The sequence below is a fragment of the Vibrio sp. 947 genome (assembly GCF_033339115.1).
Classification (GTDB): Bacteria; Pseudomonadota; Gammaproteobacteria; order Enterobacterales; family Vibrionaceae; genus Vibrio; species Vibrio alginolyticus.
The window spans coordinates 84,457-109,774 of the sequence record NZ_JAWOTX010000005.1; the positions used below are offsets into that span (position 1 = coordinate 84,457).

General features: G+C 44.6%; 24 protein-coding genes and 3 tRNA genes. 17 read left to right on the forward strand and 10 right to left on the reverse strand.

The annotated features are described in order from the left end of the window. The first annotated feature begins 4 nt into the window (after positions 1 to 4). The 12 genes from R7Q39_RS08050 (at position 5) to luxS (ending at position 11,445) form a co-directional block, all read left to right on the forward strand. Positions 5 to 81, forward strand: a tRNA-Arg gene (locus R7Q39_RS08050). Between the two features lie 52 nt (positions 82 to 133). Then, positions 134 to 210, forward strand: a tRNA-Arg gene (locus R7Q39_RS08055). Positions 211 to 262: 52 nt separating this feature from the next. After that, positions 263 to 339 (forward strand) — tRNA-Arg (locus tag R7Q39_RS08060). A gap of 553 nt (positions 340 to 892) precedes the next feature. Further along, the gene (locus R7Q39_RS08065) at positions 893 to 1,150 is read left to right on the forward strand and encodes an oxaloacetate decarboxylase subunit gamma (protein ID WP_005379932.1); all 258 of its coding nucleotides are present in this window, start codon (positions 893 to 895) and stop codon (positions 1,148 to 1,150) included. A gap of 31 nt (positions 1,151 to 1,181) precedes the next feature. Then, positions 1,182 to 2,966, forward strand: a complete 1,785-nt coding sequence (gene oadA, locus R7Q39_RS08070; protein WP_017820387.1) for a sodium-extruding oxaloacetate decarboxylase subunit alpha — start codon at positions 1,182 to 1,184, stop codon at positions 2,964 to 2,966. A 9-nt stretch (positions 2,967 to 2,975) separates the two neighbouring features. Then, complete coding sequence (locus R7Q39_RS08075) at positions 2,976 to 4,106, forward strand: sodium ion-translocating decarboxylase subunit beta (protein WP_005379935.1); 1,131 nt, start codon at positions 2,976 to 2,978, stop codon at positions 4,104 to 4,106. Between the two features lie 123 nt (positions 4,107 to 4,229). Beyond that, positions 4,230 to 5,180 carry an NADP-dependent oxidoreductase gene (locus R7Q39_RS08080; protein WP_017820388.1) on the forward strand — a complete coding sequence of 317 codons (951 nt, stop codon included), beginning with the start codon at positions 4,230 to 4,232 and terminating at the stop codon, positions 5,178 to 5,180. Next, the gene (locus tag R7Q39_RS08085; RefSeq protein WP_005379938.1) at positions 5,174 to 5,635 is read left to right on the forward strand and encodes a YqaA family protein; all 462 of its coding nucleotides are present in this window, start codon (positions 5,174 to 5,176) and stop codon (positions 5,633 to 5,635) included. Before R7Q39_RS08080 ends, R7Q39_RS08085 begins: the two co-directional genes overlap by 7 nt. Positions 5,636 to 5,644: 9 nt before the next feature. Further along, positions 5,645 to 8,488, forward strand: coding sequence for a pitrilysin family protein (locus tag R7Q39_RS08090; RefSeq protein WP_318075992.1), 2,844 nt, complete (start codon positions 5,645 to 5,647; stop codon positions 8,486 to 8,488). A gap of 156 nt (positions 8,489 to 8,644) precedes the next feature. Further along, complete coding sequence (gene gshA / locus R7Q39_RS08095) at positions 8,645 to 10,213, forward strand: glutamate--cysteine ligase (RefSeq protein ID WP_005385430.1); 1,569 nt, start codon at positions 8,645 to 8,647, stop codon at positions 10,211 to 10,213. Positions 10,214 to 10,236: 23 nt separating this feature from the next. Beyond that, positions 10,237 to 10,842, forward strand: a complete 606-nt coding sequence (locus R7Q39_RS08100; RefSeq protein ID WP_005379943.1) for a hypothetical protein — start codon at positions 10,237 to 10,239, stop codon at positions 10,840 to 10,842. Between the two features lie 84 nt (positions 10,843 to 10,926). After that, complete coding sequence (gene luxS, locus R7Q39_RS08105) at positions 10,927 to 11,445, forward strand: S-ribosylhomocysteine lyase (protein WP_017820391.1); 519 nt, start codon at positions 10,927 to 10,929, stop codon at positions 11,443 to 11,445. 67 nt (positions 11,446 to 11,512) lie between these two features. Here the strand turns inward: luxS and R7Q39_RS08110 are convergent, their stop codons facing one another. Both R7Q39_RS08110 and R7Q39_RS08115 read right to left on the reverse strand, forming a co-directional pair. Then, entirely contained in the window at positions 11,513 to 12,793 is a 1,281-nt protein-coding gene (locus R7Q39_RS08110) for an HlyC/CorC family transporter (RefSeq protein WP_005379948.1), read from the reverse strand. A gap of 124 nt (positions 12,794 to 12,917) precedes the next feature. Continuing rightward, a complete protein-coding gene (locus R7Q39_RS08115; protein WP_005379950.1) occupies positions 12,918 to 13,712 on the reverse strand; it encodes an inner membrane protein YpjD in 795 nt (264 codons plus the stop codon). A gap of 224 nt (positions 13,713 to 13,936) precedes the next feature. On the opposite strand from R7Q39_RS08115, the gene ffh reads away from it, so the two are divergent. From ffh to rplS, 5 genes are all read left to right on the forward strand, one after another. Beyond that, entirely contained in the window at positions 13,937 to 15,319 is a 1,383-nt protein-coding gene (gene ffh / locus R7Q39_RS08120) for a signal recognition particle protein (RefSeq protein ID WP_005385423.1), read from the forward strand. Between the two features lie 209 nt (positions 15,320 to 15,528). Further along, a complete protein-coding gene (rpsP, locus tag R7Q39_RS08125; protein ID WP_005379962.1) occupies positions 15,529 to 15,777 on the forward strand; it encodes a 30S ribosomal protein S16 in 249 nt (82 codons plus the stop codon). 29 nt (positions 15,778 to 15,806) lie between these two features. Then, positions 15,807 to 16,355, forward strand: a complete 549-nt coding sequence (gene rimM / locus R7Q39_RS08130; RefSeq protein WP_005379964.1) for a ribosome maturation factor RimM — start codon at positions 15,807 to 15,809, stop codon at positions 16,353 to 16,355. A 27-nt stretch (positions 16,356 to 16,382) separates the two neighbouring features. Then, positions 16,383 to 17,144, forward strand: coding sequence for a tRNA (guanosine(37)-N1)-methyltransferase TrmD (gene trmD, locus R7Q39_RS08135; RefSeq protein WP_005385420.1), 762 nt, complete (start codon positions 16,383 to 16,385; stop codon positions 17,142 to 17,144). Between the two features lie 41 nt (positions 17,145 to 17,185). Further along, positions 17,186 to 17,539 (forward strand): 50S ribosomal protein L19, encoded by a 354-nt coding sequence (gene rplS / locus R7Q39_RS08140; protein WP_005379971.1) that lies wholly within the window; start codon positions 17,186 to 17,188, stop codon positions 17,537 to 17,539. A 464-nt stretch (positions 17,540 to 18,003) separates the two neighbouring features. Here rplS and yacG read toward each other — a convergent pair whose 3' ends face one another. The 8 genes from yacG to nadC form a co-directional block, all read right to left on the reverse strand. Next, complete coding sequence (gene yacG / locus R7Q39_RS08145; protein WP_017635922.1) at positions 18,004 to 18,198, reverse strand: DNA gyrase inhibitor YacG; 195 nt, start codon at positions 18,196 to 18,198, stop codon at positions 18,004 to 18,006. A gap of 158 nt (positions 18,199 to 18,356) precedes the next feature. Further along, positions 18,357 to 19,097, reverse strand: a complete 741-nt coding sequence (zapD, locus tag R7Q39_RS08150; protein ID WP_017820392.1) for a cell division protein ZapD — start codon at positions 19,095 to 19,097, stop codon at positions 18,357 to 18,359. 27 nt (positions 19,098 to 19,124) lie between these two features. Beyond that, entirely contained in the window at positions 19,125 to 19,739 is a 615-nt protein-coding gene (gene coaE / locus R7Q39_RS08155) for a dephospho-CoA kinase (RefSeq protein ID WP_017635920.1), read from the reverse strand. After that, entirely contained in the window at positions 19,740 to 20,609 is an 870-nt protein-coding gene (locus tag R7Q39_RS08160) for a prepilin peptidase (protein WP_017635919.1), read from the reverse strand. 64 nt (positions 20,610 to 20,673) lie between these two features. Next, entirely contained in the window at positions 20,674 to 21,897 is a 1,224-nt protein-coding gene (locus tag R7Q39_RS08165; protein WP_017635918.1) for a type II secretion system F family protein, read from the reverse strand. 23 nt (positions 21,898 to 21,920) lie between these two features. Next, positions 21,921 to 23,606: a type IV-A pilus assembly ATPase PilB gene (gene pilB / locus R7Q39_RS08170; protein ID WP_318075993.1), complete on the reverse strand. Its 1,686-nt coding sequence runs from the start codon at positions 23,604 to 23,606 to the stop codon at positions 21,921 to 21,923. A 2-nt stretch (positions 23,607 to 23,608) separates the two neighbouring features. Next, positions 23,609 to 24,094 carry a pilin gene (locus R7Q39_RS08175; protein ID WP_025768185.1) on the reverse strand — a complete coding sequence of 162 codons (486 nt, stop codon included), beginning with the start codon at positions 24,092 to 24,094 and terminating at the stop codon, positions 23,609 to 23,611. A 261-nt stretch (positions 24,095 to 24,355) separates the two neighbouring features. Next, positions 24,356 to 25,243: a carboxylating nicotinate-nucleotide diphosphorylase gene (nadC, locus tag R7Q39_RS08180; RefSeq protein WP_318075994.1), complete on the reverse strand. Its 888-nt coding sequence runs from the start codon at positions 25,241 to 25,243 to the stop codon at positions 24,356 to 24,358. Positions 25,244 to 25,318 lie beyond the last annotated feature (75 nt).

Genomic DNA, 25,318 nt, shown 5'->3' on the forward strand with positions numbered 1-25,318 from the left:
CTGCGCGTCCTTAGCTCAGCTGGATAGAGTACCTGGCTACGAACCAGGCGGTCGGAGGTTCGAATCCTCCAGGACGCGCCACTTATTAAAGGGTAATGCCCTGATGTTGACGAAAGTCGATATCGAAAACTGCGCGTCCTTAGCTCAGCTGGATAGAGTACCTGGCTACGAACCAGGCGGTCGGAGGTTCGAATCCTCCAGGACGCGCCACTTATTAAAGGGTAATGCCCTGATGTTGACGAAAGTCGATATCGAAAACTGCGCGTCCTTAGCTCAGCTGGATAGAGTACCTGGCTACGAACCAGGCGGTCGGAGGTTCGAATCCTCCAGGACGCGCCACTCATTGAAACAGCCTCGCAATTGCGAGGCTTTTTTGTATCTAGACATCTGAAATATGGCGTAGGATCACTAGAGCCTATGTTCCTCTTTTTTAAAAGCGAATATGTGCGTATCTAAGCAATTTGCTATCAAGCTTCTGTCGCATCGTGTGAAATCATCCTGATTATCCCTCCTATACACTGACTTCCATTTTTCATTTCAATTACTCTCATGTAGTTACTTTGTTTTTTATTTGTTTATTAATTGTTAATTTTATTCATCTTTTTGTTTTTGTTGGTTTTTACTGCGTGAGTACCGATTTGATTTTGAAATCTAAATCGCAGTTTTTATTTATGTCCTCCTTTACTCTGTTCGTAAGGTGATAGCGATTTGAAGTGATTATTTTGTCATGAACTGTGATCTGTGTAGTGAATAAATAATCATTTATCAGGATTACTACAAACCTTCCTTAAACAAAATTGACAAAATTTAACCAATCGAGATAATCCATGGGTCGGGATTTGACACTATTAAAGTCCTGCACGTTGTCAGGATGACAAAGAAAGGAAGCAACATGACTAATATAGGAAGCCTGCTAGTAGATGCGGCCACCCTGATGCTAACGGGGATGGCGGTCGTATTTATTTTCCTCACTATTCTTGTTTATCTCGTTCGGTTAATGTCGAAATTGGTACCAGAAGAAGTACCAGAGCCGATCGCAGCACCAAAAACAAACACTAATATTCAATCAACCTCTTCAGCTGTTAGTCCACAAGTAGTGGCGGCGATCTCGGCTGCGATTCATAAACATCGCGCCTCATTCGCGAAGTAGCCGAACTAGGATTAAAAAGGAGTTTAAGAGCATGTCTAAACCACTAGCTATTACTGATGTGGTCCTTCGTGATGCCCATCAATCACTATTTGCTACGCGTATGCGTATTGAGGATATGCTGCCTATCGCAGCTGAGTTGGATAAGGTTGGTTACTGGTCTCTAGAGACTTGGGGTGGTGCAACATTTGATTCTTGTATTCGATTCTTAGGAGAAGACCCTTGGGAGCGTTTACGTGAACTAAAAAAAGCGATGCCTAATACACCAATGCAAATGCTACTGCGTGGTCAAAACCTTTTAGGATACCGCCATTATGCCGACGACGTAGTAGAGAAGTTTGTTGAACGCGCGCATGCTAACGGCATGGATGTATTCCGTATTTTTGATGCAATGAATGACGTGCGAAACTTCCAGAAAGCCGTTAAAGCAACGGTTGATGTTGGTGCGCATGCTCAAGGTACGTTGTCTTACACTACGAGCCCAGTGCATAACGCAGACACTTGGGTTGACTTGGCAAAACGCCTAGAGGATTTAGGTTGTCACTCGCTGTGTATTAAAGATATGTCTGGCTTACTTAAGCCTTATGAAGCGGAAGAGCTTATCACGCGTATCAAAGCGTCTTGTGATGTGCCATTGGCACTTCATTGTCATGCAACAACGGGGCTGTCTACAGCAACAGCGGTAAAAGCAGTCGAAGCCGGTATTGATATTCTCGATACTGCGATTTCTTCAATGAGTTGTACTTACGGTCATACACCGACTGAAACGGTAGTCGCTATGCTAGAAGGCACCGAGCGAGATACCAATTTGAAACTCGAGCAACTGGAACCTATCGCCGCATATTTCCGTGAGGTACGTAAGAAGTATGCGAAGTGGGAAGGCCAGTTAAAAGGAGTCGATTCACGCATCCTGATTGCTCAAGTGCCTGGTGGTATGCTGACCAATATGGAAGGCCAGTTGAAAGAGCAGGGTGCTGCGGATCGCATTGATGAAGTATTAGAAGAGATCCCTCGTGTACGTGAAGATCTTGGTTTCATTCCATTGGTGACTCCAACTTCACAGATCGTCGGTACTCAAGCGGTGATTAACGTGCTTACTGGCGAGCGCTATAAGAGTATTACCAAGGAAACCGCTGGCCTATTGAAAGGTGAGTACGGTCAAGCGCCAGCCGAGTTAAATGCAGAACTGCAAGCGAAAGTGCTTGATGGTAAAGAGCCAATTACCTGTCGTCCTGCCGATTTACTTGAGCCTGAAATGGAGACGCTTACGGTTGATCTGATGGAGAAAGCGAAATCAGAAGGCATTAAGCTAGCAAGTGAGCGTGTTGATGACGTACTCACTTATGCACTTTTCCCTCAAGTTGGGCTTAAGTTCCTTAAGAATCGTGAAAACCCAGAAGCATTTGAGCCTGCACCAACGCTAGAAGCTGAGAAGCCTGCTGTACCTGTAGCTCAACCAGCAACTGGTGGTGTAGAAACTTATAGTGTACGTGTTGACGGGCAGGTGTATGAGGTGGAAGTTGGCCCTCAAGGTGAACTGACATCTGTTGCTCCTTCTAATGCACCGGCAAAATCGGCTACACCTAGCGCACCTTCTAATGCTTCAGCAGAAGCGGTACCTGCTCCTCTTGCAGGTAACATCTTCAAAGTGAATGTTCAACCTGGTGCTGAGGTAGCTGAAGGCGATGTATTGCTCATCCTTGAAGCGATGAAAATGGAAACTGAAGTACGAGCGGCGCGTGGTGGTGTGGTTCAAGAGCTGAACGTTAAAGAAGGCGATGCTGTCACAGTAGGTGCGCCTCTGTTGAGCCTGGCGTAAGGGAGTATCATGGACGGATTGTTAACCCTTTGGGCAGAAACAGGGATCGCTAACTTCGAGTTCGGCCAAATCTGTATGATGCTGGTTGGTTGTACCTTGCTGTTTTTGGCAATTAAAAAAGGATTTGAACCTTTACTGTTATTGCCGATTGGTTTCGGTGCTATTTTGGCGAATATTCCAAATGCTGGCTTTACTGAGCCTGGTGGCTTGCTCTACTACGTTTACTACATTGGGATTGAATCGGGTGTGTTCCCGCTATTGATCTTCATGGGTGTGGGCGCGATGACCGACTTTGGTGCTTTGATCGCAAACCCAAAAACGTTGTGGTTAGGTGCGGCTGCGCAGTTTGGTATTTTTGCAACACTGTTTGGCGCTATTTTACTCAACTATGTACCTGGCATGGAGTTTTCCATGGCGGATGCATCGTCTATCGCGATCATCGGTGGTGCTGATGGGCCAACAGCGATTTTCTTAGCAAGTAAGCTCTCTCCAGATCTGCTAGGTGCGATTGCAGTAGCGGCATACAGCTATATGGCATTGGTGCCGATCATCCAGCCACCAATCATGAAAGCACTGACAACCAAGGAAGAGCGTCAAATCAAGATGGCTCAGCTTCGTCATGTTGGTAAATGGGAGAAAGTCATCTTCCCGCTTGCTGTATTACTGATGACGATTCTGTTCTTACCTTCAGCTACGCCATTGGTTGGTATGTTCTGTTTGGGTAACTTGATGCGTGAAGCTGGTGTGGTCGATCGTTTATCGAAAACTGCTCAAAATGAATTGATCAACATAGTGACTATCTTTTTAGGTCTTGGTGTTGGTTCTAAGCTGCAAGCTGAGCAGTTCTTGAACCTAGAAACGTTAGGTATCTTGGGGTTAGGCGCAGTTGCATTTAGTATCGGTACTGGTGCGGGCGTCCTGATGGCGAAACTGCTTAACAAGTTCTCGAAAGAAGACATCAACCCACTTATTGGTGCGGCTGGCGTTTCTGCGGTACCAATGGCCGCGCGAGTCGTAAACAAAGTTGGTTTACAAGCTAACCCGCAAAACTTCTTGTTAATGCATGCGATGGGACCAAACGTTGCTGGTGTGCTGGGTTCAGCCGTTGCGGCTGGTATATTGTTAGCACTTGTTGGTTAGACATTATTGAAAATGGAATGATCAACCAATTTACAAAATCACGATTAACTTAGGTTAACAAAATGGTTTATAGTCAAAGGGATGCTTTCGCATCCCTTTTTGTTTTCTTGCAGGGAATGGTTTATGGAACACAAACAGATCGTTATCACTGAGTTTGGTGATGCCAACGTACTCGCGATTCAACATGCTTCTACACCATCACCACAGCCTGGTGAAGCCTTAGTAAAAGTCGCTTTTTCAGGCGTAAATCCTATTGATGTCAAAACTCGAGCTGGGCTCGGTTGGGCGGCAGCGCAGAATAAGGATAATTTACCTTGGGTGCCAGGTTACGACATCTCAGGAAAAGTGATGTCTTGTGGAGAGGGGGCATCACGTTTTAATGAAGGTGATGAGGTGGCTGGATTTATTGGTTTCCCAGTTCGAGGCGGTGGTTACAGTCAATACATATGTGTTCCAGAAACTGAGTTAAGTCATGTTCCTAGCTCTGTCACTTTAGAGGCAGCTGCTGCATTACCGTTGGCGGGACAAACTGCGGCACAAGCTCTCAGTAAGGCTAATGTGACGGAAAACGATCGCGTACTTATCCTCGCTGGTGCCGGTGGTGTTGGACACCTCGCGGTACAAATTGCGATCGCGACGAAAGCGGAAGTCTTTACAACCTGCAGTGAACGAAATTTAGATTACCTTGCGACGCTCGGTGCTCATGCAGTGAACTATCAATTTGCACCAGTGTCAGAACGTGTTGAAGATGTTGATGTTTTGATTGATTTAGTAGGCGGAGATGCTGCGTTAGATGCGCTTAAATGCCTGAAAGACAATGCGAGAGTCATCACCGTTCCAACCATCACAGCTGAGCTGATTTGTGAAAAAGCCAAACTCCTAGGCTTTGAGGCTAGTGGCATGTTGGTTGAACCAGACCCTGCGCAGTTAGATACCTTGTTGTATATGGTCGGCGTTGGCTTACTGAAGACTGAAATTCAACAGGTTTATCCTATGAGTGATGTCATTGGTGCTCACCAGCAGGTCGAATCAGGAAGAACCAGAGGCAAGGTGTTGCTTGATATGACATGCTAGAAGCATTTAACACGAGTTTTGAAAGTTTAGCGCTTTGGTTTTCAGATTCAGCATTATGGGTGCTTTTCATGACCGGTTTTCTCAGTGCCACGTTGTTGCCTGGTGGTTCTGAGGCGGGCTTAGTTGCCACTCTCTCATTAAATCAATACTCCGTTTCTTCAATTGTTATGGTCGCTACTATCGGTAATACGCTTGGTGGCTTAACAAATTATTGGCTTGGCTTGTGGATTCCCAACAAAGCACAAGAGGAAAAGCACGGTCATACCGCATTAAAGTGGCTCTCTAAGTATGGCTATTGGGGATTATTTTTTAGCTGGTTACCTGTAATTGGAGACCCGCTGTGTTTAGCCGCAGGGTGGCTAAGAATGAAGTTTCTGCCTTGCGTGATTTTAATATTTTTAGGAAAGGCTGCTAGGTATAGCTTACTTGCGGCCATCTATCTCGGATTATTTTAAGGAAAGTACATGAAGATGTTTTGGGTTGGCGCGTGTTCACTGTTGGTGATCACGGGCTGTGCATCAAATACGCCAGTTTCATCACTGCCGAAAGGGGTAACTTTCGTTGAGTCATCGAAAGCTGAAGAAGGCAAAGTTAAGATTCCATACCAAAAGTATAAACTCGATAATGGTTTAACGGTGATCTTAGCTCCTGAAGATTCTGACCCATTGGTCCATGTGGATGTGACTTACCATGTTGGTTCAGCTCGTGAAGAAGTGGGTAAGTCTGGTTTTGCGCATTTCTTTGAGCACATGATGTTCCAAGGCTCAGAGAACGTTGGTGACCAAGAGCACTTCAGAATCATCACAGAGGCTGGCGGCACGTTAAATGGTACAACAAACCGCGATCGTACTAACTACTTTGAAACTGTCCCTGCTAACCAGCTCGAGAAAATGCTGTGGTTAGAGTCTGACCGTATGGGCTTTTTGCTGGATGCGGTTTCTCAACGCAAATTTGAAATTCAGCGTTCGACTGTAAAAAATGAGCGAGCTCAGCGTTACGATAATCGTCCTTATGGCTTGATTTGGGAGCGCATGTCCGAAGCGCTATATCCTGAAGGTCATCCGTATTCGTGGCAAACCATTGGTTATGTTGAAGATCTTGATCGTGTTGATGTGAACGACCTCAAAGCGTTTTTCTTGCGTTGGTATGGCCCAAACAATGCGACTATCACGATCGGTGGTGACTTAGACGTTGAACAAACTCTAGAGTGGGTAAATAAGTACTTCGGTTCGATTCCTCGTGGTCCTGAGGTTGAAAATGCGCCGAAACAACCTGCAAAACTGCAAGAAGACAAATACATCACGCTAGAAGATCGTATTCAACAACCTATGGTGATGATCGCGTGGCCAACAACCTACAACGGCGAAGAAAGCCAAGCGTCTCTCGACACGTTATCAGAAGTATTGGGTGGCGGTACCAACAGCGTGCTCTATCAAGACCTAGTGAAGACTCAAAAAGCGGTCGATGCTGGTTCATTCCATGACTGTGCTGAACTGGCGTGTAACTTTTACGTTTACGCAATGGGTGATTCTGGAGACAAAGGCGACCTATCAAAACTGTACGACGAGCTTTTACAATCACTGAATCAGTTTGCGGAAAAAGGCGTGACAGAAGATCGCCTTGAGCAGTTGAAGGGTAAAGCGGAAGCGGATGCTATTTTTGCGCTAGAAAGCGTTAAAGGTAAAGTGACTCAGTTGGCTTCCAACGAGACATTTTTCGGCGATCCTGATCGTCTTGAGCAACAGCTTGAACAAATCCGTGCAGTTACGCCGACTTCGGTAGAAAAAGCGTATACGGACTTTATCCAAGGTAAGAACAAAGTGACCCTAAGCGTGGTCCCAAAAGGAAAAACAGACCTTGTCGTAAAACCTGCGACCTTTGTGACACCAAAGCGTACGTTGCCAGAATATGAGAAGATTTCCGATGACCAATTGGCGTATCGTCGTGCGACCGATAACTTCGATCGCTCAGTGCAACCGCCAGTAGGAGAACCAGTGAAAGCGACGATGCCAGAGCTGTACGAGTTACATTTCAAGAATGGCTTAGAGCTGCTTGGTGCAGTTAGCGATGAAACGCCGACGGTGATGATGCAATTTAGTCTACCTGCCGGGACACGTTTTGTTGAAAAGGGTAAAGAAGGTCTTGCCCAATTGACCGCTGCGATGTTGCAAGAAGGCACAACGAAACGCAGTGTCGAAGAGATTCAAGCTGAGCTTGATAAACTGGGTAGTGTTATCTCTGTTAATGCCACAGGTTATACAACAAACATCAGTGTTTCTGCTCTAGAAAAGAACTTAGAGCCGACGTTAAAAATTGTCGAAGAGATGTTGCTGTCTCCTGCATTTAATCAAGATGATTTCGAGCGTGTAAAAATGCAAGCGCTAGAAGGCCTGGTATATGAGCACCAAAATCCAAGTTGGATGGCGTCACAAGCGAGTCGCCAGGTGCTCTATGGGGATTCGGTTTTTGCTCGACCAAAAGACGGCACGCAAGCAGGTGTCAGTGCATTAACGTTGGATGATGTCCGTGAATTCTACTCGAAGCATTACACGCCACAAAGTGCGCAAATCGTCGTTGTTGGTGACATCAATAAACAGGAAATTGAGCAGCAACTGACGTTCTGGAAAAACTGGCAAGATGAAGCTGCGCCATTGTATGCACCGCAAAGCATTGCTGCATTAGGTGAACAAAAGATCCATCTTGTTGATAAACCAGGAGCGCCGCAAAGTGTGGTCATGATGGTTCGTCAAGGTATGCCTTACGACGCAACGGGCGATTTTTACCTAAGCCAACTGGCAAACTTCAACTTAGCTGGGAACTTCAATAGCCGCATTAACCAAAATCTACGTGAAGACAAGGGTTACACATACGGTGCTTACGGCTACTTCTCTGGTAATCCAGAAACAGGCTCGGTGGTTTTCACCGCGCAAGTACGAGCGGATGCAACGGTTGCTTCGATCATTGAGATGGAAAATGAGCTAAATGAATACTCGCAGTCAGGTATTACTGATGAAGAGATGAAATTTATGCGTCAAGCGGTCGGTCAAAAAGATGCACTGAAATATGAAACGCCAACACAAAAAGCGGAGCTCATCAGTGATATTCTTAAGTACAACCTCGATCATGATTACTTGCAGCAAAGAAACGCTATCGTAGAAAAAGTCGATAAGCAGACGTTGAATGCGCTGGCTCAGAAATGGTTTGATCCAAATGACTATCAAATTATCGTCGTTGGTGATGCTAAATCGTTGCGTCCTCAATTAGAAAAGTTGGGGAAAGACGTAGAAGAGCTTGAAATCATTCGATAGAGTACACATTTAATAGCGGAGAAACGTTTCTCCGCTATTCATCTAGATAAGCAACTTTTCGTGGGTTATTTATCTAGATGCATTAACTATCAATAACTTAGCTTACACTTGTGTTATGTAACAAGTGTCCTGCTCCCAATATAAGCGAACCTCATTTTGACTGATTTTGCTGCGCGACTAAAAAAAGTTGCATCAAACCCCGAAGTATTTAAGCAGTTTGGACGCGGTGTTGAGCGAGAAACTTTGCGCTATCGTCAGGATGGACATCTAGCTACAACTCCTCATCCTGAAGGGTTAGGCTCTGCGTTCACAAATCAATGGATCACAACGGATTTTTCGGAATCATTGTTAGAGTTCATTACGCCTGTGTCACATGAAATTCCAGAACTGATGGCACAGCTGAAAGATATCCATCATTTCACTCAAACCAAAATGGGTGAAGAGAAAATGTGGCCACTATCAATGCCTTGCTACGTCGGCTCAGAGGATGATATTCAGTTAGCCCAGTATGGCTCTTCGAATGCAGCGAAAATGAAAACGCTGTACCGAGAAGGTCTAAAGCGTCGCTATGGCAGCCTGATGCAAATAATTTCAGGTGTCCATTTTAACTTCTCATTTCCTGAAACATTTTGGGATGCGCTCTATGGCGAGCAAGATGAACAAGCCCGCCAAGATGCTAAGTCTGATGCGTACTTTGCGTTGATCCGTAATTACTACCGCTTTGGCTGGATGATTCCCTACTTCTTTGGTGCATCACCAGCGTTGTGTGGCTCTTTTATTCAAGGTCGTGAAACCGATCTGCCATTCGAGAAGATTGGCGGGACATTATATTTGCCGAAGTCGACGTCTTTGCGTTTGAGCGATCTTGGCTATACCAATAGTGCTCAAAGTGTGCTGAAAATTGGTTTTAACAGCATTGACCAATACCTCGATGGTTTGAGTGATGCGATTCGCCACCCATCAGAAGAGTTTGCGAAAATTGGGGTAAAAGTTGATGGTGAATACCGCCAGCTTAATTCCAATATCTTACAAATTGAGAATGAACTGTACGCTCCGATTCGTCCAAAACGTGTATCGAAAAGTGGTGAGAAGCCTTCAGATGCGTTACGACGCGGTGGTGTCGAATACATTGAAGTTCGTTCTCTAGATGTTAACCCATTCAGCGCAGTGGGTTTAAATGAAGAGCAAGTACGATTCTTGGATCTCTTCCTTACCTGGGCGGCCTTGTCAGACTCAGACCCTATGGATAACTGTGAATTAGAGTGTTGGCGCGATAACTGGAATAAAGTCATTGTTTCTGGCCGTGAAAAAGGTCTAATGCTGCAAATTGGTTGCCAAGGTGAGCGTCTATCTCTACAAGATTGGGCACACCGAGTTTTCGTCGAGTTACGTCAAATAGCACAGCAAATGGATATGACCGCTGGTGGCAGTGCATACCAAGATGTGTGTAATCAACTCGAGACATGGATTGATAACCCAGAACTAACGATCTCTGGTCAACTATTAGAGCTAACGAAAGAGCTGGGTGGGCTAGGTAAAGTTGGTTGTACTCTTGGTATGAAGTACCGTGATGAAAACCTAGCTCACGGTTATCAGTACTATTCACAAGATACGATGGAAACGGAAGTAGCGTCGTCCGTGGAAAAACAAAAGCAAGCAGAGCAGAGTGATACGCTTTCTTTTGATGATTTTTTGGAAGATTACTTTGCTTACCTGAAGCAGTAATGACTAACTAAGGATTGGTGCGGTTGAACATTAAGTCGTCAGTAGTAGCGGTACTTGGAAGCGTGTTACTTGCAGGTTGTGCTACGGCACCGCCAAAGCAGCAGAATAACTTATGCGAGATATTCCGAGAGAAATCCGGTTGGTACGATGATGCCAAAGATATGGAAGATGAATGGGGGACCCCTATTCATGTCGCTATGGCCATCATTAAACAAGAAAGCAGCTTTCGGCACGATGCAAAACCACCTAAAGATTATTTGCTAGGGTTTATTCCTTGGGGACGAGTCAGCAGTGCGTATGGTTACGCTCAAGCTCAAGACCCTGCTTGGGAAGACTTCCAAGATGCCACAGGTCAGGGTGGCTCTCGTACCAACTTCGATGATTCTATGATGTTTGTCGGTTGGTATACTCATGAAACACGGCGTCAGCTAGGGATTTCATTATGGGATCCCTATAACCAGTATCTGGCTTATCATGAAGGGCGAGGTGGGTATAAGCGAGGTACTTATAATCGAAAGCCTAGTTTAATCAAAGTCGCTCGACGTGTTGAACAAACAGCGAAAACTTATGGCTGGCAGCTGAAGCAATGTCGTCAGGAATTAGAAGACAACAGCAGCTGGTTCTTTTAGCCCACAGTCAGTTCATGTGCTGTAGGGATGAATGACATTTATCCATTACCGAAAGGTACTGGAGTTACAATCAGGAGAGATGTAATGCCTTTACTCGATAGTTTTACCGTGGACCACACTCGTATGAACGCACCCGCTGTACGAGTGGCGAAAACCATGCAGACCCCAAAAGGGGATACGATTACTGTTTTCGACTTACGCTTTACTGCGCCAAACAAAGACATTCTTTCTGAAAAAGGTATTCACACCCTAGAGCACCTTTATGCAGGCTTTATGCGTAATCACCTAAACGGTGATTCTGTTGAGATCATCGATATTTCGCCTATGGGTTGCCGCACAGGTTTTTACATGAGCCTGATTGGCACACCATCAGAGCAGCAAGTCGCAGATGCTTGGATTGCAGCAATGGAAGATGTGCTGAAGGTAGAAAGTCAGAATAAGATCCCTGAACTTAACGAATACCAATGCGGCACGGCAGCAATGCACTCTTTAAAAGAAGCACAACAGATCGCAAAGAACATTTTGGATGCTGGTGTTTCGGTGAACAAAAATGATGAACTTGCTTTGCCTGAGTCGATGTTAAAAGAGTTGCGCATCGACTAGGTGCTCATTAAGAAGCATATTGCCCCAATAAGTAAAAAGCCTGACATGAGTCAGGCTTTTCTTTTGGTTATTTGGATGTCGATTTTTTCTTCTTCGGATAAACACGAACGAGCTTGATTCGGTTCTCTTCAATCTCAACAAGCTCCATTGGATGACCAGCCACTCTCACACTTAGATGGCTCTCAGGAATATCTTCCAAGTGTTCTAAAATGAGCCCGTTTAGCGTTCTCGGACCATCCGTTGGTAAATCCCATTTCAGGCCTTTGTTGATATCTCGGATATTGGTGCTGCCTTCAATAAGAAAGCTTCCGTCACCTTGAGGACTGATTTCATCAGAGAGGCTTGGAGAAATTGACGTCGTGAACTCACCAATGATCTCTTCCAGAATATCTTCAAGAGTAATTAGACCGATGATATCACCGTACTCATCCACGATCAGACCGATACGTTGCTTGTTACGTTGGAATTTCAACATTTGCACGTTCAGTGGTGTGCCTTCTGGGATGTAATAGACCTCATCAGCAGCACGTAATAGCGTTTCTTTGTTGAATTCGTTCTTTTCCAACATCAGACGATAAGCTTCACGCAAGCGCAGCATGCCAACCACTTCATCAATTTGGTCACGATAGAAAACTATGCGCCCATGTGGTGAGTGGGTTAGTTGACGAACAATGGATTTCCAGTCGTCGTTAATATCGATACCAGTAATTTCATTGCGTGGGACCATAATGTCGTTCACGGTGACGTGCTCAAGATCCAAAATAGACACCAGCATGTCTTGGTGTCGGCGAGGGATCAAACCGCCAGCTTCATTTACTACCGTACGCAGCTCATCGGAGCTAAGATGATCTTCTGCTGAGTGATCCGCTCTTACACCAAGTAAGCGGATAAAGCCATTCGTAATAAAGTTAACAAGCATCACTAAAGGCGACAGTAACTTCATCAGTATGGTCAATAATATACTGCTCGCGTAGGACACACGTTCAGGGTAAAGCGCTGCAATTGTTTTAGGGGTAACCTCGGCAAAAACCAATACAACCATAGTTAGTGCACCGGTTGCGATAGCGACACCTAAATCACCATACAAACGCATACCAATAATGGTTGCGATAGCAGACGCGAGAATATTAACGAGGTTGTTGCCGATAAGAATAAGACCAATCAAACGATCTGGACGGTCTAATAGTCTTTCGACTCGCTTAGCACCCTTATGCCCGTTTTTGGCTAAGTGTTTTAAGCGATAACGATTCAGAGACATCATCCCTGTTTCTGAACCGGAAAAGTAACCTGATATGACGATAAGACACGCGAGTAGCGCAAACAAGATACCCGTAGAGATGTCGTCCAAAACGTTGCTGTTCCTTGTAAGTATTGGGTTATATAACGGTTGAGTAAGTCCGTTAAGTCAAAGAGTTAAGGCGTACTGTATTTTATCTAGCCTAAAATATAAAGGATAGGAGCCCTAGAGCTCCTTAATTCAAGATGATTTCTTTTACAAAGCGACTGCCAAAATATGCCAGAGTTAACAGTGTTGCTCCTGCAACAGCGAACCATGTGACTTTTCTACCACGCCAGCCTTTTTGATAGTGACCCCAAAGCAGTATTGAGTACACCACCCAAGCGATGAAAGAAAGAATGCCCTTATGTGCCTTACCTTGGGCAAACATATCCTGCACAAAGACAAAGCCAGTAATGAGCGTGGCAGTTAACAATAAGTTACCGATCAAAATGATTTTGAAGAGTTGACGCTCCACCATTAATAGAGGCGGCAGGTTTGGGTTAATCGCCAAAGATTTTTTTGCTTTCAGTTTGTGATCCAGCCAAGCCAACTGAAGCGCATAGAGTGCCCCGATAGTTAAAGTCGCGTATGAGAAGAGCGCAAATGAAATATGAATGAGTAGCTTAGGGTCATTCTCTAGGTGCTTTATAAACGTGCTTGGCAAAAATGTGGCAGCAGATAAATTGATGGCAGCAAAGCTATAAACGACAGGCAATAAAAACCACAGTCGGTTTTTCAACATAGCAAGGCTCATGACCAGAGAAATAATAAAACTGATCAAAGAAGCCACGTTGAGAATACTCAGGTTTTGACCTGAACCATCAAAAATCAGATCACTCAAAATCCACGCATGAAAAACAAGCGCACAGGCAGCGCTAGCAAACACTGTTTTTGCTTTGATTCCTGACTGTTGTGAGAGTCCGGGTATGATGGTCGCAATCGCCAAGACATAAAGTATGGCGGCCGCGATGGCTATTAAGCTATCCATGAATCCTAAATATTATTGTGCACGATGGAGAAATTATACCTTGCATTACACTTTGGGGCTACGATATATCCGACATCAATCGTGAGAGATGAGATATTGAAATTAATAAGTTACCGCACCATATATAAATAGAGACAAGAATAGGACAGCGGTACGGGTATGACTCAGACCTTGGCTAATGTATACTCACACTAATTAATCGCCATTTTAGCGAAGAGACAAAGATGTTTGAGAATTTAACGGATCGATTATCCAAAACGCTGAAAAATATCAGTGGTAAAGGTCGTCTGACCGAAGACAACATTAAAGAAACCCTGCGTGAAGTCCGAATGGCTCTACTTGAAGCTGACGTTGCGCTTCCGGTCGTTCGTGAATTTGTGAACCGCGTTAAAGAAAAAGCGGTGGGCGTAGAAGTTTCTAAATCTCTGACTCCAGGTCAGGAATTTATCAAGATCGTTCAAACAGAACTTGAAGCCGTAATGGGTGAGTCGAATGAGGCGCTAAACCTTGCTGCTCAACCACCTGCAGTGCTTCTTATGGCTGGTCTACAAGGTGCGGGTAAAACCACATCGGTAGGTAAGTTATCTAAGCTTCTAAAAGAACGTGACAAGAAGAAAGTCTTGGTTGTGTCTGCCGACGTTTACCGTCCTGCGGCAATCAAGCAGCTTGAAACACTGGCATCAGACATCGGTGTTGACTTCTTCCCATCATCACCAGACCAAAAGCCTATTGATATCGCCAATGCAGCGATTGACCATGCGAAGAAAAAATTCTACGACGTACTTATTGTCGATACCGCAGGTCGTTTGGCAATTGATGAAGAGATGATGGGGGAGATCAAAGATCTTCACGCAGCTATCAACCCAGTAGAAACGCTATTTGTTGTTGACGCCATGACGGGTCAAGACGCAGCAAATACAGCAAAAGCCTTTGGCGATGCGCTACCTCTTACCGGTGTAGTTCTAACTAAGGTTGATGGTGATGCTCGTGGTGGTGCGGCACTTTCAGTACGCCATGTCACGGGCAAGCCAATCAAATTCTTGGGTGTCGGTGAAAAAACTGACGCGCTAGAACCGTTCCACCCAGATCGTGTTGCTTCACGTATTCTTGGCATGGGTGACGTTTTGTCTTTGATTGAAGACCTACAACGCAACGTTGACCAAGAAAAGGCAGAAAAGTTAGCGAAGAAGTTCAAAGAGAAGAAAGGTTTTGACCTTGAAGATTTCCGTGAACAGCTAGGCCAGATGCAAAACATGGGCGGCATGATGGGGATGATGGATAAGCTTCCAGGAATGTCCCAGCTACCAGACAATGTAAAAGACAAAGTCGATGACAAGATGTTCAAACAGATGGAAGCGATCATCAGCTCCATGACAATGAAAGAACGTCAACGCCCAGAAATTATCAAGGGCTCGCGCAAGAAGCGTATCGCGGCTGGTTCTGGTGTGCAGGTTCAAGATGTAAACCGCTTACTAAAACAGTTCACCCAAATGCAGAAAATGATGAAAAAGATGCAAAAAGGTGGAATGAAAGGCATGATGCGCAATATGCAAGGCATGATGGGCGGCATGGGTGGTGGCGGTGGCTTCAATCCATTTGGTCGTTAATTAATCGATCACGCATAGATTCAGGGTGTTAGGTACGTCACAAACTTTAAATTCAATTTATGTTGGTGAAAAAGTAACTAAACTCCTTGCATTGCTCCGGGAGAAGAGTAAAATTCCGGAGCTTTATTTTGGCACGAGACCCCAAACTGTTTAATTTATTGAATGGTTTTTGGGGTTAATTTTATTTTTGAGAAAGCAAAGAGGACGACATGGTAACCATTCGTTTGGCACGTCACGGCGCTAAAAAGCGTCCATTTTATCAAATCGTAGTAGCGGACAGCCGCAACGCTGCAACTGGCCGTTTCATCGAGAAAGTTGGTTTCTTCAACCCAACTGCTAAAGGTCAAGAAGAAGGTCTACGTCTAGACCTAGACCGCGTTAACCACTGGGTTGGTCAAGGCGCGTCAGTATCTGACCGTGTTGCTAAGCTAGTTAAAGACGCTCAAAAAGCGGCTTAATTTTTTACTTGAAAAGTAGAAACTAGTTTATGTCGATGAAAGGTAAAGAAACAATGAGCAACGAAAAGATTGTTGTAGGCAAGTTTGGTGCTACTTACGGCATTCGTGGTTGGCTTAAGGTTTTTTCCTACACAGACAATGCTGAAAGCATTTTCGATTACAGCCCTTGGTACATTAACCAAAAGGGCAAGTGGGTTGAGTACAAAGTAGAAAGCTGGAAGCGCCATAACAAAGGTATGGTGGCTAAGCTGGAAGGCATGGATGTTCGTGAAGACGCGCATCTAATGACGAACTTTGAAATTGCTATTGACCCTGCGGTACTTCCTGAATTGTCAGAAGATGAGTTCTACTGGCGCGAATTGTTTGGGATGCAAGTTGTAACTACTAAAGGTTACGATCTAGGTGTCGTTACTGACATGCTAGAAACTGGCTCAAACGATGTTCTGGTTGTTAAAGCAAATCTTAAAGATGCTTTCGGGCAGAAGGAACGATTAATCCCGTTCCTTGAAGAGCAAGTGATCATTAATGTTGATCGCGAAGCTCAACGGATCGAAGTTGACTGGGATCCTGGATTCTAATCTCCAAAATTACAGAGCGAGATAAACATGTGGGTTGGCGTTATTAGCCTTTTTCCAGAAATGTTCCGTTCTGTTACTGATTTTGGAGTAACAGGTCAAGCGGTTAAAAAAGGTCTTTTGTCGATTGAGACTTGGAATCCTAGAGATTTCACTCACGACAAACATCGCACAGTCGATGACCGACCTTACGGTGGAGGCCCTGGTATGTTAATGATGGTTCAGCCTTTGCGCGATGCCATTCATACCGCGAAAGCAGCCTCACCGGGCAAGACGAAAGTCATCTACCTTTCTCCTCAAGGTCGCAAGCTCGACCAGAAAGGAGTGGAAGAACTGGCAACGAATGAGAACTTGCTTCTGATTTGTGGTCGTTATGAAGGGGTAGATGAGCGCATCATTCAATCTGAAGTCGACGAAGAATGGTCGATTGGTGATTTTGTGATGACGGGTGGTGAGATACCAGCCATGACGTTAATCGACTCTGTCTCTCGGTTTGTTCCGGGTGTACTAGGGGATTTCGCGTCAGCAGAAGAAGACTCTTTTGCAAATGGCTTGTTAGATTGCCCTCACTATACGCGTCCAGAAGTATTGGATGACAAAGAGGTACCAGCGGTACTGATGTCAGGCAATCACAAGGACATTCGTCAATGGCGACTCAAGCAGTCGTTGGGCCGTACTTGGCTAAGAAGACCAGAGCTCCTGGAAAACCTAGCTCTGACTGACGAACAGGAACAATTACTTGCTGAGTTTGTTAATGAGCATAAAGCCATTAAAGAACATAACGCAAAGTAACCTAATTTATTTAGTATCAGTTTATTCTAGGAATTTAAAAAATGAGTAACATCATCAAAGCTCTTGAAGAAGAGCAAATGAAATCAGACCTACCTAAATTTGCACCAGGTGACACTGTTGTAGTTCAAGTTAAGGTAAAAGAAGGTGACCGTGAGCGTCTACAGGCTTTCGAAGGCGTTGTAATCGCAATCCGTAACCGTGGTCTACACTCTGCTTTCACTGTACGTAAGATCTCTAACGGTGAAGGTGTTGAGCGTACGTTCCAAACACACTCTCCAATCGTTGATAGCATCGAAGTTAAACGCCGTGGTGCAGTACGTCGTGCCAAGTTGTACTACCTACGTGAGCGTTCTGGTAAGTCTGCTCGTATCAAAGAGAAACTTGCTAAGAAGTAATGCTATAACTAGCGTTCTCATCTTAAACGGAGTCCTTTTAGGGCTCCGTTTTTTTATTTGTGTAATTAGCTTGCTCGTTTCTTTTCATCCGCCTGCACTGACGTACACTCCACGCCTCTACCTTGCTGTGAATAGATTCCTGATGTCGCTATGGCTTCTCTGAATAACGGGAAATGATGGCCAAAGATTATATAGCACCGAGGTTAAAATTCGTCATTTTGAAGGCGACGAAGGAGCGTGATTCAGAATCTACTAGTCGAGAATGCAATTGTTTAAGTTGTTAGCTTCATCTTTGCTGTTAGTAGATTCTTAATGTCGCTATGGCTCCTCGGAATGACAGGAAATGATGGTCAAAGATTACAGAGTACCGTGGTTAAAATTCGTCATTCTGGATAGCGACGAAGGACCGTGATTCAGATTCCCCAAGAAGAAACCTAGGGTATTCCTTTACCCTAGGTCTCAATTTAATACTGGTCTTCAGACCAGCCATCACTATCGGACATATCGGGTGCGCCTGGGATGGTGTTTTCTTCATCTGCCCATTCACCAAAATCAATCATTTGGCATTGTTTACTGCAGAAAGGGCGATGAGGACTTTGTTCTCCCCATTCTACGTCGGCGCCACATTGTGGGCATTGAACGATGGTAACTTTAGACATAGTTGAGCGTCCCATTACTAATTGGTGTTAAAGGGTAGTATACCTAAACGAATTAAAGATGGCTTATTCAACGCGCTATTGCTGCTACGAAATTTTATCAAATATAAGCGCAATAAAGCGTTGAATTTTAGATTATGGAGGCGAGGCGTAGTGTCGTCTTAGCTGCAAACAGCAAGTTCAAATTCAATATCTTGTGTGCATGCTTGACCGTTTTCAAACGACATGAACTTGATCGCAAAGCGGTTTTTATGGCCTGAAATCATAGGATACACGCCATATTCCATTGGGATGTGAAGTCTTAGAATGTTGGCTTCATCAGCGTCACTTTGGAAGAAACCTGCACGACCGATTTGAGCTTTGAAATGTCCGGTCTCTCTAGTGAGCTTTAACCATAACGAAAGCGCATCAGATAAGGGCTTTAAGCTTGCTTGCCACTGTTGTGCATCACGCTTTTTACGTTCAATAGGTAGATGAAGCCAGTAGTGTAATGCTGGCAGATCAAAACAGCATGAACCACCCGGTAGATTAAAGCGTTGACGGATAGAGCTTAGGAAGCGATCTTCTTTTAATGCTTGGCCAAAACGTTCAGCACTCATTAGTTGGCTATGAACGACATCTATCTCTTGTAGCAAGGTATTTAATGCGTCTTGATCGACACCATCAACATTGAGCCAATGGCGGTACGACAGCCGTTGCTTCTCAAGATCTTTAGCCAGTTCACTTTTCAGTTGGATTTGTTCGAAGATCTCAACCATATCGAATAACGCACGGAAAAACAGTTGATACTGATGATTTTCGCTAAACCCAGAGGCCAAGTGAGCCTGACGCAGCAGAGACTCCACTCTTAGATAAATACGAGTTTTCTCATTTAACGGATGTTCAAATTTGTGCGTGGTCATCGACATAAGCCTTTGTGAGTTTCGTTCCTATTTTCGCAGATTTTTCTTACACATGGCTAGGTACTTTTCGTGCAAATCTGTGATTTGAAGCAAAAGATCAGGGTCACTTGGATTATTCTTAACCACATCGTCTGCAAGCGCGAGCCTTTGCTCTCTTGATGCTTGAGAGGCAAGGATGGCGCGAACTTGATCTTCACTCACATTGTCTCGTTTCATCGTGCGAGATATCTGTGTATTCGGTTCTACATCGACGACAAGAACGCGATCACACAAACTATCTAGCTTGTTTTCTACGAGCAACGGCACCACAAGTAACGCATACTCTGAAGTGACTTGCTGCAAATCTTCGATCATCTTTTCACGAATTATCGGGTGCAACAGTGCGTTGAGCCATGCTTTTTCATCTGAATTCGAAAAGATTTTTTCTCTCAGCTTTGCGCGATCTAAAGTTTGGTCTTCACGAACGATATCGTGACCAAAGTGTTCAATAATCGCGTTTAGGCCGGGAGTACCTGGCTCGACAACTTCTCTTGCGACAATGTCGGCATCGACGATATCGATTTTAAATTGTTGTTTGAACAGATTCGCGACGGTTGTTTTTCCACTAGCGATACCACCTGTTAAACCAATAACCAAAGCCATTTACACTCCTAGAACTGAAGTAAAGTACCAGTTTAAAATCTGGTCGCCCCAAATTAAGCTTATCCAACCAGCAATTGCTAAGTAAGGACCGAAAGGGAAAGCTTTTTCAATTCCCTGCTTTTGCAAGCGTAGTTGAATGATGCCAAATACGATGCCAACCACAGAAGAAAGTAGAATGATCATCGGCAGTGACTGCCAACCTAGCCAAGCTCCTAGTGCCGCCAGTAGTTTAAAATCACCATACCCCATTCCTTCTTTACCGGTAAGTAACTTAAAGCCCCAGTAAACGGACCAGAGACATAGGTAACCAGCAATAGCACCAATGACAGAATCTTGTAGAGTAACAGGACTTATTTCGACTAATGCTAAGGCAATGCCAGCCCAAGTTAATGGTAATGTTAATTGGTCAGGTAACAACATAGTATCGAGATCGATAAATGTTGCGGCGATTAAGATAAAAGTAAAAAAGAGTAGGGCAACGGTAAAGTAACTAAAACCAAAGTAATAAGCGATAAAGCCAGAACAGAACGCGGTGAGCAGTTCAATCAGTGGATAGCGTGCACTAATGGTTGCCTGACAGTTGTGACATTTGCCTTTTAAAAGCAGCCAGCTAATCACAGGAATGTTGTCGCGAATACGTATCGGTGTTGCGCATTTCTGGCAGGAGGAGCGTGGAACGCTCAAGGTCAGCACTTCTTTAGGAGGTTCTATTTTGTATTCAGGAAATGACTCGGCACATTCGCGTCGCCATTCTAGCTCCATGATTTTAGGTAGTCGATAAATAACCACATTGAGGAAGCTACCCACGATCAGACCGAAGATGGTGGCAAACACAACGAATAGCCAAGGGTAGTACTGGAATACTTCCATATTTGTCTCTTGAGCGATGAGTGAAATCAGCAAGATGCTGTTTTAAAGGAGTTAACAGCTCATTCTAGCCCAATACACTCATTAAGTTAAAGATTGGCAAGTACATTGCTGTCACTAATCCGCCAACAACGATACCTAAAAAAACGATAATTAGTGGCTCTAGGATTTTACTAAGGTTGTCGACGGTGTTGTCGACTTCAAACTCGTAGATTGTTGCAACTTTATTGAGCATATCGTCAAGTCGACCAGACTCTTCACCGATCATAACCATTTGTAACACCAATTCAGGGAACACATTACAGTTGCGCATGGCTACATACATTGGCATACCTGCGGCGGTATCACGGTAAACTTCTTCTATGGCGAGTTGATAGTGCAAGTTTCCTGAGGTTTTTGATGTGGTTTTTAAACTGGTTAGAATTGGAATACCCGCTGTAAAGCTTGTGGCGAGTGTTCGACTAAATTTGGCGATAGCGGCTTTTGATAATACGGGCCCGAGGACAGGAAATTTAAGCACAGAGCGATTGAGCATTAAGCGAAAAGAATCTGAACGCTTAGAGAGGATTCTCGCTGAGATGAATAGACTGATAGAGCCTAGTGCTATAAATGGGCTCCAGTTTTGTGTCCAGGCGGAAAGATCTAACACTTGCCTGGTAAACCACGGTAAGTCAGCACCAAAACCAACAAACATTTTTTCAAACTCGGGAATGACTTTGGTGAGCATGATAAACGACACTCCTAACGCTACTAGCACTACCATGGCTGGGTAAATCAGTGCTTTGATCACTTTCGCACGAAGCTGCTCATTTTTTTCTCGGTAGGTGGCTAAGCGCTCGAACACTTCCGCTAAGTTACCGGATTGCTCACCTGTTGCGATAAGGTCGGTATAGAGTGGGTCAAAGTGTTCACTTGCAGTGCGCATGGCTTTTGACATGGGCGTCCCCGCTTCAACGGCGCGTGTCACGCTCATCAAAATGGATTTCATCTCTGCTTTTTTATGATTTTCTGAGACCAATTTTAAAGCCTGAACTAAGGGTACACCGGTTATCAACATCGTCGAAATCTGACGGGTAAACACCGTGATGTCTCTGCCTTTCACGCGATGGCTGAGTTTAGTGAGAAACGAGATACTGCTTTTCTTTAACTTCTTGATCTTGATGTGCTGTGCGTCTAGACGCTCGCGTACTTCAATTTCTGTCATCGCGAGGGTTTGTCCAGACGTCTTTTTGCCTGAACTGTTGATGCCTTTCCAGCGGAAGTTTTTAAGTTGTGGTGTAGTGCTTTTCATAGAGGTGACTGCTGATTAAAGGATTAAAAATAAAGTACGCGCTGTAGTTCACTAAAACTTGTGATCCCTTGTTTGAGTTTTTCTATGCCCGACATTTGTAACGTGCTCATACCATTTGCGATGGCGAGTTTTTCTAGTTCATGTACCGAGGCACCTTTAATAAGCGCTTCGGAAAGAAATTCATCAAAGCGCATCACTTCATAAATCCCCGTTCGGCCGGAATAACCATGGGTACACTCATTGCATCCATCGGGATTGGCTTTAAAAATGTTGTCGCTTGCTTGAATTCCGAGATGTTGTAGCTGAACGGTAAGCTCTTGTGATTGTTTGCAGTGCGAGCACAGTTTACGGGCTAAGCGCTGGGCAATAATCAAACTAAGAGATGAGGCCAAGTTAAAGCTTTCTACGCCCATGTTTGATAAACGAATAACCGTTTCAGCCGCAGAATTGGTATGTAAGGTTGAAAGTACTAAGTGACCGGTTTGCGATGCTTTTATGGCGATTTCGGCGGTATCTAAATCACGAATCTCACCGACCATTACTACATCGGGGTCTTGACGTAAGAAAGAGCGCAGGGCTTCGGCAAAACCAAAACCAATCTTAGGCTGAACTTGAACTTGGTTAATGCCCGATAAGTTAATTTCTACTGGGTCTTCTGCCGTGGAAATGTTGATTTCTGGTTTATTGAGAATACTCAGCCCAGTGTACAGAGAAACGGTTTTTCCGCTCCCGGTTGGCCCTGTCATCAGAATCATGCCTTGTGGGCGACGCAGCGCATCCAAGTACAATTGTTTTTGTTGTTTGCTATAACCAAGCTTGTCGATATCCAATGACGCAGAGCTGCTGTCGAGCAGTCGTAGTACAATTTTCTCTCCAAATAGAGTAGGTAGCGTGGATACACGCATATCAATTGCGGTGTCTTGATTCAACTTGAGCTTAATACGCCCATCTTGTGGTAAGCGCCTTTCGGCAATATCAAGCTTAGAGAGGATTTTGATACGAGCGGATAAGCGGCGACTTAAGTGGCTTGGTGGCTGCTGTGTTTCAATTAAGATGCCATCACAGCGTAGGCGAACGCGGTACATCTTTTCATAAGGTTCAAAGTGGATATCGGATGCGCCTTTGCGCACAGCGTCCAACAGAATTTGGTTGATATAACGACTAACAGGAGATTCGTCTTGGCTCAAGTCTTCAATGTTGTCGATTTCATCTGCGCCCACGTCAACCAGATTGGCTAATTCTTCTTGGTTGATCTCTTTTAATCCAGACTTTTCTTGCCCAAGTGCTCGGCCATATAAGCGCCGAATCGCAGCGGTCAGCTCGCGAAAATCAGCGAGAACAAGCTCTACTTGCAACCCTGTCGCAAAACGAAAGTCATCTTCCGCTTGTAAGTTAGTTGGGTCTGCAACCGCGAGTGTTAATGTGGAAGATGTGCGATTGAGTGGCAAGGCATTATGTCGAGTGACCAGATCGCGCAAGCCAAGCTTTTGGCACAGCGACGAGTACTCATACTGACTGAGTGATGTGCAGGAAAGTCCAAAGATAGAGCTAAGGTGCTCAGTCAGCTCATGTGATTGGAAAAAGCCACAACTGAGCAAAGCCTCCGGCATTGAAATGCCAGAAGCTTTAGCTTGCTCAAGTAACGATTCTTCTTGGGAAAAAGACAGTATTCCCGCTTGACGAAGAACCGTTGAGAGGTTGGTTAGCATTACTAGTTAGTTGGGCAGAAATCTGCGTGGTTACCACCAGTAGAATTACATGTTACTCCCCATACCACTCCACTGTTACTTAAAGTTGGTGTTAAACGCACTTCAAAACCGGCTGGTAATCCACCTTTGCCATCAGTAGCATCAATAGTTGCGCTGATAAATGTGTCCGTATCAACTGTTCCTAGTGTTGTTTGCAATACAGAAGAGCTTATAGCAAACTTATCGTCACCAGTTGCCTTATCAAAAGTTTGCCCGTTAGGAACCCCACCAGTACCGTCCGTACAGTCCGTTTCAGAACTTAATAGACAGACACCCACGGCGGTTTTAAATGCATTCGACGCGTGTAACATCTCACTCGCGTGAGCTCGCTTTGTATAATTTTGGTATGCAGGAATTGCAAAAGCAGCCAAAACACCAATAATCGCCACCACAATCATCAATTCGATCAGAGTAAAACCCTGTTGCTTTTTCTGTTTACTGTTTTTCATTTTTAACCCTTTCCTAAAAATTAATAATGCTCTTGCATTAGCGAAAGATTATGGAGAGTTAAGGTGGGTTGAAAATGGGGAAGGGATGGGCTCTCGAGTGAGGTAAAACTCTTTGGTGAAAAGTTGCATATCGCATGCAGAGTTTTGCGAGTAGTACTATTTTTTAGTGGATAAAAAGAAAGGGCCTATTGGCCCTTTTTAATGATGAATTACTCACAACTTACTGAGTTAGTTGAAGTAATTTAGATTGTGTTGCTTTTATTATTTGAAGCGCATCGAAAGATCCATCGCTTTTAGATGCTTAGTCAACGCGCCTACCGAAATGTAATCGACACCGGTTTCTGCGTATTCTGCGATGGTCTCTAGCGTAATGTTGCCGGAGTTCTCTAAAGCGGCACGACCTGCGTTAATCGCTACGGCTTCACGCATCATTTCTTTTGTGAAGTTATCGAGCATGATGATGTCGGCACCAGCCTCTATCGCTTGCTTCAACTCTTCTAAGCTTTCCGTTTCTACTTCTACCGGTTTGCTTGGGTTAAGCTCTTTCGCTCTTTGGATGGCTTGGGTGATGCCACCACAAGCAATAATGTGGTTTTCTTTAATGAGGTAAGCGTCGAACACGCCGATGCGATGGTTAAGGCCACCACCACACGTCACGGCGTATTTTAGTGCGCTACGCAGACCTGGAATGGTTTTACGTGTATCTAGTAGACGACACTCAGTATGCGCGATTTTTTCAGCGTACTCTGCGGTAACTGTTGCGCAGCCAGACAGCGTTTGGATGAAGTTCATTGCGTTACGCTCACCAGTCAACAAGTCACGAGCAGGGCCTGTCAGCGTGCAAAGGGTTTGGTTAGGCTCGACTTTATCGCCGTCCTTTACGTGCCATTCAATACTGACCTTGCCACCGAGCTGTTTAAAAACTTCATCAGCCCATGCTTGACCACAGAACACACCATGCTCACGAGTAATAATCGTTGCGGTATTAACCGCCTCGGCAGGGATCAAAGATGCAGTAATGTCGTTATCTACATCGACACTGCCACCTAGATCTTCTTTTAAGGTATCAGCGACAGAGCGAGTGATCTCTAAAGGGAGTTGTTGTTTAAGGTATTCTAGGCGTTCTTGAATGTTGTGTGTGTTCTTCATCGCAAATCTTGTCTTGAAAGGGAGATGGCAACGAATGATACTCTCCGGTGTCAATAATTTCAGCAGTTAATTTGC